The sequence below is a fragment of the Desulfosarcina ovata subsp. ovata genome (assembly GCF_009689005.1).
Taxonomy (GTDB): domain Bacteria; phylum Desulfobacterota; class Desulfobacteria; order Desulfobacterales; family Desulfosarcinaceae; genus Desulfosarcina; species Desulfosarcina ovata.
The window spans coordinates 6,672,242-6,685,000 of sequence record NZ_AP021879.1 but is presented as its reverse complement, the minus strand read 5'-3'; the positions used below and the strand labels follow the sequence as shown (position 1 = coordinate 6,685,000).

The 12,759-nt window shown below is 51.6% G+C and carries 14 protein-coding genes and 1 other RNA gene (1 of these 15 running past the window's edge); 1 reads left to right on the top strand and 14 read right to left on the bottom strand.

All coding sequences use genetic code 11. The annotated features are described in order from the left end of the window. Positions 1 to 752: the 5' portion of a tyrosine--tRNA ligase gene (gene tyrS, locus GN112_RS29340; protein WP_155313408.1), read on the bottom strand. 538 nt of this gene lie to the left of the window's left edge; 752 of the gene's 1,290 nt are visible here — the first part of the coding sequence; its start codon is at positions 750 to 752; the stop codon falls past the left edge of the window. Positions 753 to 945: 193 nt separating this feature from the next. Between tyrS and GN112_RS34645 the strand changes: the two genes are divergently transcribed. Further along, positions 946 to 2,202: a hypothetical protein gene (locus tag GN112_RS34645; protein ID WP_231716904.1), complete on the top strand. Its 1,257-nt coding sequence runs from the start codon at positions 946 to 948 to the stop codon at positions 2,200 to 2,202. 67 nt (positions 2,203 to 2,269) lie between these two features. Here GN112_RS34645 and rny read toward each other — a convergent pair whose 3' ends face one another. The 13 genes from rny to rodA form a co-directional block, all read right to left on the bottom strand. Further along, positions 2,270 to 3,832, bottom strand: a complete 1,563-nt coding sequence (gene rny / locus GN112_RS29330; RefSeq protein WP_155313407.1) for a ribonuclease Y — start codon at positions 3,830 to 3,832, stop codon at positions 2,270 to 2,272. A 156-nt stretch (positions 3,833 to 3,988) separates the two neighbouring features. After that, positions 3,989 to 4,168, bottom strand: a non-coding RNA gene (gene ssrS, locus GN112_RS29325) — 6S RNA. 106 nt (positions 4,169 to 4,274) lie between these two features. Further along, positions 4,275 to 4,568: a cell division protein ZapA gene (locus tag GN112_RS29320; protein ID WP_162459169.1), complete on the bottom strand. Its 294-nt coding sequence runs from the start codon at positions 4,566 to 4,568 to the stop codon at positions 4,275 to 4,277. 31 nt (positions 4,569 to 4,599) lie between these two features. Then, entirely contained in the window at positions 4,600 to 4,845 is a 246-nt protein-coding gene (locus tag GN112_RS29315) for a hypothetical protein (RefSeq protein ID WP_155313405.1), read from the bottom strand. A 282-nt stretch (positions 4,846 to 5,127) separates the two neighbouring features. Beyond that, on the bottom strand, positions 5,128 to 5,535 hold the full coding sequence (locus tag GN112_RS29310; protein WP_155313404.1) for a F0F1 ATP synthase subunit epsilon: 408 nt from the start codon (positions 5,533 to 5,535) through the stop codon (positions 5,128 to 5,130). An 18-nt stretch (positions 5,536 to 5,553) separates the two neighbouring features. Next, complete coding sequence (atpD, locus tag GN112_RS29305) at positions 5,554 to 6,969, bottom strand: F0F1 ATP synthase subunit beta (RefSeq protein ID WP_155313403.1); 1,416 nt, start codon at positions 6,967 to 6,969, stop codon at positions 5,554 to 5,556. Between the two features lie 22 nt (positions 6,970 to 6,991). Continuing rightward, positions 6,992 to 7,882, bottom strand: a complete 891-nt coding sequence (gene atpG, locus GN112_RS29300) for an ATP synthase F1 subunit gamma (protein WP_155313402.1) — start codon at positions 7,880 to 7,882, stop codon at positions 6,992 to 6,994. Between the two features lie 52 nt (positions 7,883 to 7,934). Continuing rightward, on the bottom strand, positions 7,935 to 9,452 hold the full coding sequence (gene atpA, locus GN112_RS29295) for a F0F1 ATP synthase subunit alpha (protein ID WP_155313401.1): 1,518 nt from the start codon (positions 9,450 to 9,452) through the stop codon (positions 7,935 to 7,937). After that, positions 9,452 to 10,003 (bottom strand): ATP synthase F1 subunit delta, encoded by a 552-nt coding sequence (gene atpH / locus GN112_RS29290; RefSeq protein ID WP_155313400.1) that lies wholly within the window; start codon positions 10,001 to 10,003, stop codon positions 9,452 to 9,454. Before atpH ends, atpA begins: the two co-directional genes overlap by 1 nt. Then, positions 10,003 to 10,617: a F0F1 ATP synthase subunit B gene (locus GN112_RS29285; protein WP_155313399.1), complete on the bottom strand. Its 615-nt coding sequence runs from the start codon at positions 10,615 to 10,617 to the stop codon at positions 10,003 to 10,005. The genes atpH and GN112_RS29285 overlap by 1 nt, the downstream gene beginning before the upstream one ends. After that, a complete protein-coding gene (locus GN112_RS29280; RefSeq protein ID WP_155313398.1) occupies positions 10,617 to 11,042 on the bottom strand; it encodes a F0F1 ATP synthase subunit B in 426 nt (141 codons plus the stop codon). The genes GN112_RS29285 and GN112_RS29280 overlap by 1 nt, the downstream gene beginning before the upstream one ends. 145 nt (positions 11,043 to 11,187) lie before the next feature. Further along, positions 11,188 to 11,592 carry a bactofilin family protein gene (locus tag GN112_RS29275; protein ID WP_162459168.1) on the bottom strand — a complete coding sequence of 135 codons (405 nt, stop codon included), beginning with the start codon at positions 11,590 to 11,592 and terminating at the stop codon, positions 11,188 to 11,190. A gap of 61 nt (positions 11,593 to 11,653) precedes the next feature. Next, positions 11,654 to 12,757, bottom strand: coding sequence for a rod shape-determining protein RodA (gene rodA / locus GN112_RS29270; protein ID WP_155313396.1), 1,104 nt, complete (start codon positions 12,755 to 12,757; stop codon positions 11,654 to 11,656). Between the last annotated feature and the right edge of the window lie 2 nt (positions 12,758 to 12,759).

Genomic DNA, 12,759 nt, shown 5'->3' with positions numbered 1-12,759 from the left:
TAATCATAGGGGGAGGTCCGATCCGGGTCGAGCCAAACCGCCCCCGCCGCCGTCTTGCCCATTTTTGCACCGCTGGCGGTGGTAATCAACGGGAAGGTTATGCCAAAAGCGCTCTTGCCTTCAACCCGCCGTATCAGATCGATCCCGGCAACGATGTTTCCCCATTGGTCGCTTCCTCCCATCTGCAGGCAGCAACCGTAACGTTTGCGCAGTTCGAGAAAGTCGTAAGCCTGCAGCACCATGTAATTGAACTCGATAAAACTCAACCCGTCATCGGAATCCAGGCGCATCTTGTAGCTTTCTGCCTTGATCATCCGGTTGACCGAAAAGTGCCGTCCGATATCCCTTAAAAACGGAATGTATGCCAACTGCGTCAGCCAGTCCGCATTGTTGACCATGATGGCCTGCTCATTGGAAAAATCAATGAATCGGGACAACTGATTCTTCAACCCCGTCACGTTGGCAGCCACATCTTCAACGGTGAGCAGCTTGCGCATTTCGGTTTTTCCACTGGGATCCCCCACCAGGCCGGTACCGCCACCCACCAGCGCAATGGGTCGGTGTCCGCAACGCTGCATATGCGCAAGGGACATGATGGGGACCAGGCTACCCACATGCAGGCTCGACGCCGTGGGGTCAAAACCAATATAGCAGGTAATTTGTTGCGCATCGAGGTAGTCGCGAAGTTCTTCATCGTGGGTGGTTTGCTCGATAAAACCGCGTTTGCGGAGGACATCCAGAACGTTTTCCATTTTTTCTCTCACTTTAATCATTTCTGATTATAACGGATTTTGGGGAGTTTGATTCCAATAAGCCGAACATACAGTGGCCTATCCCCCGACAAAAACACAACATGTTGATATTATTGAAGATTTGAGTCTAGACTTTTTACTAATAATTTTATATAGTTAGAGACACATCCCGCCAAAGGAGGTCTCTAACTATATGGGAATAGCAGATACAAGATCCGCTAACCGAAACAACAGAATCATATGTTTGCCCTTTTCTCAAGGCAATTATGAATGCAACATACTCAACCCGGTTGATTTCAGAACTTCCGTAAACAAAAGGATCGAACTGTTTCCGGAATTATTCCCGGCTGAAATCGAAAATGGATATCGGATGAAGGATCTTTATTACTCAAAAAAACAATCCATATGGATCCGTCGAATTAAAATATCCGGTGTTGCTTACACCATTCGTCCTTCATTTGTACTGCCATACCTCGTTGGATTTGTTGACGAAATCGAAGATGCAATGTTTTTTAGAAAGTTCGACATACCATTTTGGGCCATAAGTCGTGTTTTCGGAAAAGATCCCATGTATTGGTATCGAATCGAACAATCTATCGGGCGAAACAGCATTGTCGGAACAACTGTCCGAAATCCTCAAGATGTTCCCGAACATCTTGCCGCTGATGAAAAGCATACTCGAATTTTAGGTGAAAAAACGTATGTGGCCACGACAGTTGGTGATGGCTGTATTCTCGGTGCAGCCGTTGCCAAAGACGCCGGAGAACAAGCGTTAACAGATGCGTATCAAGTGTACAAACAAGAGGCCCAGTGTATAAAGCCGGAATATTCACCGGAAACCGTGAATATGGACGGCTGGAAAGCCACCCGAAATGCGTGGCAATTCCTCTTCCCGGCAGTAGTTATCATTTGCTGTTTTCTTCATGTGTTTATCAAAATTCGTGACCGTGCCAAAAAGAAATACCGAGATATTTTTGAAAACGCCGCATCAAAGCTATGGGAGTGTTATCGCGCTGAAAGTAAGGCATCGTTTTCCCAAAGAATAAGAAGGTTGTACGAATGGTGCGAAAAGAATGCTGTGCCATCCGTTATCATAGATCCCATAACGAAGTTACGGAAAAACATTGCCGCCTATCGTGTTGCCTACGATCATCCTAAAGCACACCGAACCAGTAACATGGTTGACCGGTTGATGCAAAGAATGGATCGCCACCTGTACAGTACCCAATATTTTCATGGATCGATGGATGCAGCGCAGTTGAGTATTCGAGGATGGACGCTCATCAATAATTTTTCACCATACAATCCTCGAACGGTTAAGTTGCACAATGGATTTAAAAGTCCGGCGGAACAGCTAAACCAATTCAGATATCACAACAACTGGTTGCAAAACTTGTACGTTTCGGCTTCTTTGGGTGGGTACCGGAGACCTCCCCAAAATCCGATATAATCAGAATCATTTTAATTCGCGTGACGCCAACGACAAGGATACCACGCCCTTTGTACGGGGATGGGGTTTATTTATTTGCATACTCCACTGCCCGCGTTTCCCGGATAACCGTCACCTTGATCTGGCCGGGAAAGGTCAACGACTCTTCAATCTTCTTGGCGATATCTCGGCTTAGCAAAACCGATTCCTCATCGGACACTTTTTCACTTTCCACAATGACGCGAATTTCGCGTCCGGCCTGAATGGCATATGTATTGGAAACCCCTTTAAAGCTGTTGGCAATGCCCTCGAGATCTTCTATCCGTTTAATGTAGTTTTCGAGCAGCTCTTTTCTGGCGCCGGGTCTGGCACCGGAAAGTCCATCGGCGGCCTGGACCAGCAGGGCATAAACAGAAGATGGGGGAACATCCTCGTGATGGGCGGCAATGGCGTGAACCACACCTTGGGATTCCCCAAATTTTTTTGCCAATTTTGATCCGATCACGGCATGGGGGCCTTCGACTTCATGATCAATGGCCTTGCCAATATCGTGAAGCAGCCCCATCCGTCGGGCAACCTTCTCCTTTAATCCCAATTCGGAAGCCATGATCCCGCACAAAACGCCCACCTCAACCGAATGCTGCAATACATTCTGGGCATAACTGGTACGATACTTCAAACGCCCCAGATACTTTATCAACTCGGCATGAATCCCGTGAACCCCAAGATCGAAGGCTGCTTGCTCGCCTGCCTCTTTGATGGCCGTATCAACCTCCTGACCCACTTTTTTAACAACGTCCTCAATGCGTGCCGGATGAATTCGTCCGTCAGAAATCAGTTTGATCAACGATAGCCGGGCGACCTCCCTCCGAACCGGATTGAATCCTGACAAAATGACCGCCTCCGGCGTATCATCAATGATCAGGTCGATTCCGGTAGCCGCTTCAATGGCACGGATGTTGCGGCCTTCCCGCCCGATAATACGGCCCTTCATTTCATCACCCGGCAGCTGAACCACCGAAACCGTTCGCTCGGCAACGAAATCACCCGCATACCGCTGGATGGCGGTGGCCATAATTTTTTTGGCTTTTTTATCGGCCTCTTCCTTGGCTTCGTTCTCGATCCGTTTGATCAGTTTGGCACCCTCATAACGCGCCTCGTTTTCCATCGCCCGGATCAACAGTTCCTTGGCCTGCTCTGCCGTCAACGTTGATATTCTTTCCAGCTGTGCCTTCTGTTCATCGAGAAGCGCTTTGTATTTTTCTTCATCTTCGGTGACAATTCGCTGCCTTTCCGATAAAGAGGATTCCTTGGCAGCAATATCGTTTTCCCGTTGATCGAAAATCTCTGCCTTGCGATCGATATTTTCTTCTTTCTGGATTAACCGTCGCTCGAGCTTTTTTAATTCGGAGCGGGTCTCTTTGGCCTCTAATTCAAATTCACTTTTCATTTTGAAGAGGATATCTTTGGCCTCGACGCCCGCCTCTTTTATCAAACTTTCCGCTTCGTTTTTGGCTGCATTGGTTATTTTTACGGCTTCATCCTCTGCATCCCTGAGTTTCTTCGATCCAATGGCACCTTTGAAAAAAACAGCTGCAGCGCATCCGGCCATTGCGGATATCACTGCAATCAAGAGCGTATATATGTTCATGCGTATCTCTCCGGCTGCTAAAATGTAGATGTATGTAAAAGCGCATCATCTGACTGCCAGATGACGTCCTTAATAGCCTTTTGGGAATTATGATACAAGACTGGCGTACATGCTTTGCTCGCACGCCTGAGAGGAAGAAATGGTGAAAAGCGGTGGTGTACCCCCACCATTGTGCCGTGTTGGCCGGTCTTTGATCCAAGGGATCAGGTGGGCGCCTTGTAACTTCTTTAGGCTTTTCTGTACAAGCAGAACTTGCTCACCGAAGTTAGGTAAGGCTCCCGTCAAGTGAGTGTTGGGTCAAAGTTCACCTTCCAATCACGAACACGGCAGGGGTTGATTCAGTGCGCCTTTTTCAATCACGGTTGCTGGTACCAACACAGATACCGCGTGTCTCTTAAAAGTGAAAAAGTGTTATCTCATCGATAGTCGGGAGATCGCAGCGTTATTGCATCGCTTTTTCCAGCTCGCTGAGAACCACTGCAGATTTTTCGGTCATTCGGTCAAACAGCTGCTGATAACATTTTTCGAGTTTGTAATTTTCACTGGCAAAATTAAGCCCTGTAAGAATTAAGATGGTCTCTTTATCGACATTGACCGGTTTACCGTCAAACTGGGATTGGACCTTCCTGACGGCGTCTTCGAAGTGGGCGGCTACCTGTTTCGCATCAGCCTCACCGGGTTCTGTCTGGAAGGTAAATTTACGACCAAATATTTGCAGTGTGACCGTTTTCTCCAATTCACATCCGTTCCTAAAATCGCAGGTCGGTTTACGGATCCTCTTTTACCCCTTCTAATCTTCCGATCAGATTGTCAATTTTCGTCCTGATGAGTTCAGTAAATGCATCGTGCTTTTTTTCTATTTCTTCTTTTTCGCGGATCAGATTTTCCAGCTGCCCGATCCTGCTGTTCAGATCCTCGTTTTCCTGTTGTAAGTGCTGGCGTGCTTTTACAACTTGTTCCACTTTTTGTTCAATGAGTTCAAATTGTTGAAGTATTGCTTCTATATCCAGCATATTATCGTTTTCCTTGATTCCTATATAACCGGGCCAGGGTTTTTAAGTCAAGTGAATTTACCGGACGCCCCACGGCCATCACACACCGACCGGAGGAAACCATTTTCACCGACCGGCTGCTGGCCGCCGGCTCCGATTGATGATCAGACATCTTTGCCAAATGCAAAAAGGGGCAAACCGGATCCGGTTTGCCCCCCCTGTGTTTATCGCTACGCAATCGATACCGGAGTCATCTTCGGGCCAGCATCACTACTGATGGCCCTTCAGACACCCGTAAATAAATCATCGTGTCTCTGCAAGCTGAATTCGGCTGATCGCACGAAGCAACGCTGCTTTGGCACGGACATAATCAATGTCTATCTCGGTGCCTTGCATCCGCTTTTCCGCCCGCTCCACTGCTGCTTTGGCCCGTTGGACGTCAATGTCCTTACGACGTTCAGCCGACTCGGCCAAAACGGTGACGCGATCGGGAAGCGCTTCGGCAAAGCCGCCGCTGACAAAAACAAACCGCTCGCGACCACTTTCATCCTTGTATTTCAGGGAGCCGGTCTTCAGTGTGGTCAGAAAAGGCGTGTGTCCGGAAAGTACGCCGAACTCACCCAGTGTACCCGGCGCCATGACGATTTGGGCACCTTCACTGACAACAGACTTTTCAGGTGTAACCACTTCAAGTCTTATGTTTTCCGCCATTGGTTGCCTCTCTCTGTATTAAGCCTCGGCCATTTCTTTTGCCGCTTCCAGCACTTCTTCGATACCACCCCTCATGTAGAAGGCCTGCTCCGGAATGCTGTCATGAACACCTTCGCAGATCTCTTTAAATGCACGAACGGTATCCTCAACCTTCACGTATTTTCCAGGCTTGCCGGTAAACGTTTCGGCCACGTGGAAGGGCTGTGACAGGAAACGCTGGATTTTGCGGGCTCGCTGAACGGTCAGTTTGTCTTCGTCCGACAACTCTTCCATACCAAGAATGGCAATGATGTCCTGCAACTCTTTGTATTTCTGCAGCATGGTCTGCACCTGCCGGGCGACCAGATAATGTTCCTCGCCAATAACCATGGGGTCGAGAATCCGGGAGGTGGAGTCGAGCGGATCCACGGCAGGGTAAATCCCCAGCTCGGCAATCTGCCGGGAAAGGACAACGGTTCCGTCCAAGTGGGCGAATGTGGTTGCCGGCGCCGGGTCGGTCAAGTCATCGGCAGGTACGTAAACACACTGAACGGCGGTAATGGAACCTTTGTCCGTTGAGGTGATACGTTCCTGCAGACCACCAAGGTCCACGGCCAGGGTCGGCTGATAACCGACCGCGGAGGGCATACGACCGAGAAGGGCGGAAACCTCAGACCCGGCCTGGGTGAAACGGAAGATATTGTCGATAAAAATCAGCACGTCCTGTCCCTCTTTGTCGCGGAAATATTCCGCACAGGTCAGGGCAGACAGGGCAACACGGGCACGAGCCCCCGGAGGCTCGGTCATCTGCCCGTAAACCAGGGCGGCCTTGGGGAGAACGCCGGATTCTTTCATCTCGTGGTAAAGGTCGTTACCCTCACGGGTACGCTCGCCCACACCGGCAAACACGGAGATACCGCCGTGCTGCATGGCAATGTTGTTGACCATCTCCATCATGATAACGGTTTTGCCCACGCCGGCACCACCGAACATACCCATTTTACCGCCACGGGGAAACGGCACGAGCAGGTCGATCACTTTAACACCGGTCTCGAGCACACGGACTTCCGTGTCCTGCTCGGTAAACAGCGGAGCCGGGCGATGAATCGGCATCATCTTTTCCTGGCTGACCGGACCAAGTCCGTCCACCGGGCGGCCGACAACGTTAAGCACACGGCCCAGGCTGGCTTCGCCGACGGGCATCATAATCGGTGCGCCGGTATCTTTCACTTGCATCCCGCGCACGAGACCGTCGGTAACGTCCATGGCGATCGTACGCACGACATTGTCACCAAGATGCTGCGCAACCTCGACAACCAGGTTGTCTTCCTCGTCGTTGATGGCCGGGTTGCTGATCAAAAGTGCAGTAAGAATGTTCGGCAACTGTCCCTGTTCGAATTCAACGTCCACAACAGGCCCCATAACCTGCGTGATTTTACCTATATTTTGTGACATTTACAGCCTCCTCAAATGTTTTTTACCCCTTCAGGGCCTCGGCGCCACCGACAATATCCATCAGATCGGCAGTAATGGCTGCCTGCCGGGCTTTGTTGTAGGCGAGAGTCAAATTGTCGATCATATCGTTACACGCCTTGGTGGCGTTATCCATGGCGCTCATCCGGGCAGCATGCTCGCTGGTGGATGTTTCCAAAAGGCCCCGGTATATCTGAACATACACATTGCGCGGCAGAAGATCGCCCAGCAGTTCCTCCGCTGAGGGTTCGCAGAGGTGTTCGGCCAAGTACTCCGCCGGCTCGTCCGCCTCGTCGGTGTCGGTTTCGATGGGGGGAATCGGCAACAGTTTCTGCATGATCGGAAGTTGTTTGGCCATGCTGACGAACTCAGAATAGACGAGGTAGACCTCGTCATAGGTGCCATCCAGAAAGCCATCGACCAATTTTTTTCCGGCTGTTGAAGCGACGTTGAAACCGAATTTGCTGCCAACGACGCCCAGGTGCTCGTCGACAAGATCGTGATTTCCTTTCCGGCACCAGTCCCGGCCTTTTTTGCCGAAACAGGTAAAGGAGTATGCTGCGTCCTGGTTAGGATTGTTTTTGATGAAATTTTTTACCGAGTCGGTAAGATTGATGTTGAAGCCGCCGCACAACCCCCGGTCGGATGTGCAAATGACCACATGGATCTTTTTCACATCTTCTTTGGGTATCAACAGGGGGCTGGCTTCGTCACCGGCCTTTTCCGCCAGACTGCCAAGAACTTCAGAGAATTTTTCAGCATAGGGGCGAAATCCGTCCATCGCCCCTTGTGCGCCACGCAACCGTGAGGTTGCCACCATGCCCATGGCCTTGGTGATCTGCTTGGTCTTCTTGACACCCTGGATTTTAAGCTGGACATCCTTTAATGATGGCATAAAGTTTACGTCCTTATTGCATTAGGTCTTAAATTCAGCAGTTTTCCAAGCCCTATTTAATGGTGTCTTTGAATTCTTCGCCGTAAGCCTCAAGGGCGCTCTTCAGCATGCCTTCGATCTCGTCGGTGATATCCTGTGCTTCTTCCAGTTTGGAGAAGATCTGCGGATAACGCTCTTCGACAAAGGGATAGAGGCCGGCTTCATACTTGGCAACCATGTCCGAGGCAAACTGATCCAGGTAGCCGCGGGTGGCGGCGTAAAGAATCGTGACCTGTTTTTCGTGAGACAGCGGTTTATACTGGGGCTGCTTGAGCACCTGCACCAAACGCTCACCACGGGTCAGCTGACGCTGGGTGGCGGCATCCAAATCACTACCAAAAGCGGCGAAGGCTTCGAGTTCACGGAACTGGGCCATGTCCAGCCGCAAGGTACCGGCCACCTTCTTCATGGCTTTGGTCTGGGCCGCACCACCGACGCGGGATACCGAGAGACCGACGTTGATGGCCGGACGCACACCGGCAAAAAACAGGCTCGGCTCCAGGTAAATCTGGCCGTCGGTAATGGAGATCACGTTGGTCGGGATGTAAGCGGAGACGTCACCCGCCTGGGTTTCGATGATCGGCAATGCGGTCATGGAACCGGCGCCGAGTTCGTCACTCAATTTGGCGGAGCGTTCCAGCAGCCGGGAGTGGTTGTAGAAAATGTCGCCCGGATAGGCTTCACGTCCCGGTGGACGTCTGAGCAGCAGGGAAACCTGGCGATAAGCGGCCGCCTGTTTGGAAAGGTCGTCATAAATGATCAGGGCGTGCTGGCCCTTGTCACGGAAGTATTCGGCCATGGCGCAACCGGCGTAAGGTGCCAGGTACTGAAGGGTGGCCGGATCGGAGGCACAGGCCGAAACGACGGTGGTGTATTCCATGGCGCCTTCACGCTCGAGGACGGCGGCCACCTGGGCAACGGTGGATTTTTTCTGGCCACAGGCCACGTAAATGCAGAACACGTCGGTGTTTTTCTGAGCCAAAATGGCGTCGATGGCAACGGCGGTTTTTCCGATCTGGCGGTCACCGATGATCAGCTCACGCTGCCCCTTGCCCACCGGAGTCATGGCATCGACTGCTTTGAGGCCGGTGTAGCAGGGCTCATGCACCGATTTTCTGGCGATAACACCAGGGGCCACCATCTCCACACGACGAAAATCCGGGGTCTCGATCGGGCCCTTGCCGTCAATCGGCTCACCCACACCGGAGACCACACGGCCGAGAACGGGTTCGCCAACGGGCACCTGGGCGATCTTGCCGGTCCGTTTGACCATGTCGCCCTCTTTGATGCCGGTGTCATCACCCATAATGGCGATACCGACGTTGTCCTCTTCCAGGTTGAGCACCAGACCGAGGATGCCGCCGGGGAACTCCACCAGTTCGAGTGCCATGGCTTTCTCGAGGCCGTACACGCGGGCGATCCCGTCACCCACTGACAGAACGACACCGGTTTCGCTCAGTTCAATCTTCTTGTCGTAATCCGTAATCTGTTCTTTGATGATCTGACTTATTTCTTCAGCTCTTAGTTCCATTAGACACTCTCACCCCTTTTTAAAGATTGTCTCATATTGAGCAATTGAGTCCTCACGCTTCCGTCAAGAACCAGATCGCCGATGCGGGTCACGATACCGCCGATCAGGTCCGGATCCTGCTCAACCTCCAGAATGATATCTTTACCTGTCCGTTTGGACAGGGCCGAGCGAATTTTATCGATGGCTTCGGAGGACAACTCCGTGGCCGAAACCAGGCTGGCCCGGGCAACCCCCTTGAGTTCATCGGCAAACTTCTGGAAAAAGTCGTTGATGTTACCCAAAAAGCCGATTCGCCCCTTGTCGAACAGAAAAAGGAGAAAAGTGGCCATGGCTTTGGACAGGTTCAGATTATCGATCAAATTCAACAGCACCTTCTTGCGACCGTCCGCGTTGTAGAGCGGGTTGACCAGCACCTGCTGAAGGCTCTTTTCCTGCTCGATCAGTTTTGCAAAAGCGCTTAACTCTTCCCGGTAGGTATCCGTCTGGCCATCTTCTTTACCGATCAGCAGAAGCGCTTTGGCGTACCGCCTTGCAATCGCCAAATTCTTCACTATGCCACCACCTTCTCTAAATATTCATCCACCAATTTTTCCTGGTCGTCCGAAGTGATCCTCTGTTTGATGATCGCCTCGGCCTTTACCAGTGCCTTTTCCACGATTTCTTCCTTGAGCGTCGCCTTTGCCTGCAGAAATTCGTACTCGATATTCTTGCTGGCCTGCTCTTTCAGCTTCTCGGCGGCCGCTTCGGCTTCTTTCAGGATTCTGGCTTTGGCGTCTTCACCCTGCTTGATGTATTCGCCGAGCAAGACTTCAGCCTCCTTGTCCAATTCGGCCATTTTGGTGTCATACTCGGCCAGCTTTGCCTCCGCCGTCTTCTTTTTCGCCTCGAGCTCCTCCAGTTGCTCCTTGATCCCCTTAATCCGTCCGCCCAATGCCTGGGAAACGGGTTTTTTGAGAACCAGAAAAAGTCCGATGAACAGCACGGCAAAGTTCATTACCCGATAGGTGTCCGTAGCCACCCATCCCTTGGCGCCGGCCTCTTCGTGCTCCCCCCCGGAGGACGCAAGCGCCAGGGCCCCGCTACCAAACAAAAGAAGCGCAGCCATCAGCAGTGGTATGATCCACCGACCCCGGTTGCGCTTCCGTCTGAAGATTGAAACGTTCATTAAGCAACCCTCCCCAATATTTTTTGTTCTATCGCATCTGCAAATGCGTCTATTTCTTCTTCGAGAGCGGTTTTCACGGTATCCATCTCCGCAGCGATTTTGGCCTTGACCGATTTGAGTTCAGCCTGGGCGGACTCGTTGATCTTGCCGACGATCGCCTTTTCCTCCTCCATGGCCGCCTGCATCAGGGTCTCTTTTTCTTTCTGGCCCGCAGCCCTGGCCTGGCGGATACCGTCTGCATATTCCTTTTCTTTGGTAACGACTTGCTGGGCGGAGTCGTCAATGGCGGTTTCCAGTCCATCCACTTTCGCTTTTCGCTCCGACAAAATCTTCCGGATCGGTTTGTAAAGCACCATGTTCAAAATCCAGATCAAAAGCAAAAAGTTGACAATTTGCAAGACTATAGATCCATCGACGCTTACCATATAGGAGCCTCCGTTGAAGTAAGATTTAAAATTGCCGAAACTGATAAATTGTCTATGAATGATATAACTTACGAAAGGTGCGAACTCCGGCGGTCTATACCATCAGAGTTATTGAATTGTCAAAGGTTTTTTAAAAATTAATCGGTCATGCGGAGCCTGCGTCAGGCTTTTGTTTGGCTTCGGCCGGGGGCTTTGCCGTCAGTGGCTCGGGCTTTGTCATGCTGCAGTTTCCATTGAACTGAACACCGGATTCGATGGAGACGACCGGTGCCTGAATGTCACCGGTGATCTTGGCCGGGGCATTGACCTCAATACGCTCGGAGGCGTGGACATGGCCGTTGACCGTTCCCTTGATAATCGCCGTGCCGACCCGTATCTCAGCCTGAACCACGGCCCGTTCGCCAACGATCAACATGCCCTTCTCGGAAACGATTTTCCCACTCACGGCACCATCCAGCCGGATCGTATCCTTGAAAGCCAGGGTGCCCTCGATGGTGGTTCCGGTACCCAGCAGTGTGGAGATGTGATCCGCCGGCTCTTTTTTTTTCATTGTGTCCCCCTGTTTCTGTGTCTTGAACATCAATCTCCCTGCCCCCTGCGCACCATTCGCGTTATTCAAACTTGAAACGCCGCATACTTACATTCATCAGCAAACCAATCCCCATCAGCATGGTAATGATTGACGAACCGCCATAACTGACAAAAGGCAGGGTGACCCCCACCACGGGCATGAGTCCCATCACCATTCCGATGTTGATCAACACCTGCCAGGCAATCATGGCGGTCACCCCAACGGATAGAATGATCCCGAAAGGATCCCGGCAGCGGCCGGCAATGTTCAATCCCCAGGCAATCATGATCATAAACAAAACGATCAGGGTCAGGGATCCGGCCATCCCCCACTCCTCGGACAGTACCGAAAAAATGAAGTCGGTATGCTGTTCAGGCAAAAAAGAAAGGGTATTTTGGGTTCCCTTCAAAAACCCCTTGCCGGTAAGCATGCCCGATCCGATGGCGATTTTCGACTGGATGATGTGATAGCCGGCGCCCAGCGGATCGCGATCCGGGTTAAGAAAAGTCAGGATCCGCTGCTTCTGGTAACCCCGCAGAAAAAACCAGACCAGCGGAACCAGCATGGTAAACGTGGCCACCAGCCAACTGAAGGTTCGGCGTTCGATTTTGGCGAACAGGGTCATTACACCGGCAATCAAAGCGATCACCATGGCGGTTCCCAGATCGGGTTGCCGGACGATGAGGGCAAAGGGAATCGCCGTCAAGAAAACCGGCATCATCAGATCCCGAAACGACATTCCCCCGGTACTGATCATTTTGGCATAATAGCGGGCCAACACAATGATAACCGCCACTTTGGCCATCTCCGAAGGTTGTAGGGAAAACGGCCCCAGCGATAACCAGCGGCGGGATCCGCCGACGTATTTACCGAAAAACAGAACCGCAACCAGAGATGCGACCGAAGCCAGATAAATCGCATTCGCGAATCGCTCGAACTGTTTGTAATCAAAAAGAAAACTCAGCACCATAATCACCATCCCGCCGCCATACCAGATCAACTGCTTTTTAAACAGGACAATGTCCGGTGGCGCTGCACCGGCGGACACGGCACTGTACAGCACCACCAGCCCGATGCCCCCAATGGCCAGGGTCAGGGTCAGCAACCCCCAGTCAAAACACTGCAGCAACCGTCGATCAAACATGC

What these genes read in the sequence shown, in the direction of transcription:
- GN112_RS29310 (WP_155313404.1), bottom strand. Translation starts at nt 5,535, where the DNA reads ATGGCGGAAAACATAAGACTTGAAGTGGTTACACCTGAAAAGTCTGTT.
- atpA (WP_155313401.1), bottom strand. Translation starts at nt 9,452, where the DNA reads ATGGAACTAAGAGCTGAAGAAATAAGTCAGATCATCAAAGAACAGATT.
- GN112_RS34645 (WP_231716904.1), top strand. Translation starts at nt 946, where the DNA reads ATGGGAATAGCAGATACAAGATCCGCTAACCGAAACAACAGAATCATA.
- GN112_RS29280 (WP_155313398.1), bottom strand. Translation starts at nt 11,042, where the DNA reads ATGGTAAGCGTCGATGGATCTATAGTCTTGCAAATTGTCAACTTTTTG.
- atpG (WP_155313402.1), bottom strand. Translation starts at nt 7,882, where the DNA reads ATGCCATCATTAAAGGATGTCCAGCTTAAAATCCAGGGTGTCAAGAAG.
- GN112_RS29275 (WP_162459168.1), bottom strand. Translation starts at nt 11,592, where the DNA reads ATGAAAAAAAAAGAGCCGGCGGATCACATCTCCACACTGCTGGGTACC.
- GN112_RS29315 (WP_155313405.1), bottom strand. Translation starts at nt 4,845, where the DNA reads ATGCTGGATATAGAAGCAATACTTCAACAATTTGAACTCATTGAACAA.
- rodA (WP_155313396.1), bottom strand. Translation starts at nt 12,757, where the DNA reads ATGTTTGATCGACGGTTGCTGCAGTGTTTTGACTGGGGGTTGCTGACC.
- GN112_RS29285 (WP_155313399.1), bottom strand. Translation starts at nt 10,617, where the DNA reads ATGAACGTTTCAATCTTCAGACGGAAGCGCAACCGGGGTCGGTGGATC.
- atpD (WP_155313403.1), bottom strand. Translation starts at nt 6,969, where the DNA reads ATGTCACAAAATATAGGTAAAATCACGCAGGTTATGGGGCCTGTTGTG.
- rny (WP_155313407.1), bottom strand. Translation starts at nt 3,832, where the DNA reads ATGAACATATATACGCTCTTGATTGCAGTGATATCCGCAATGGCCGGA.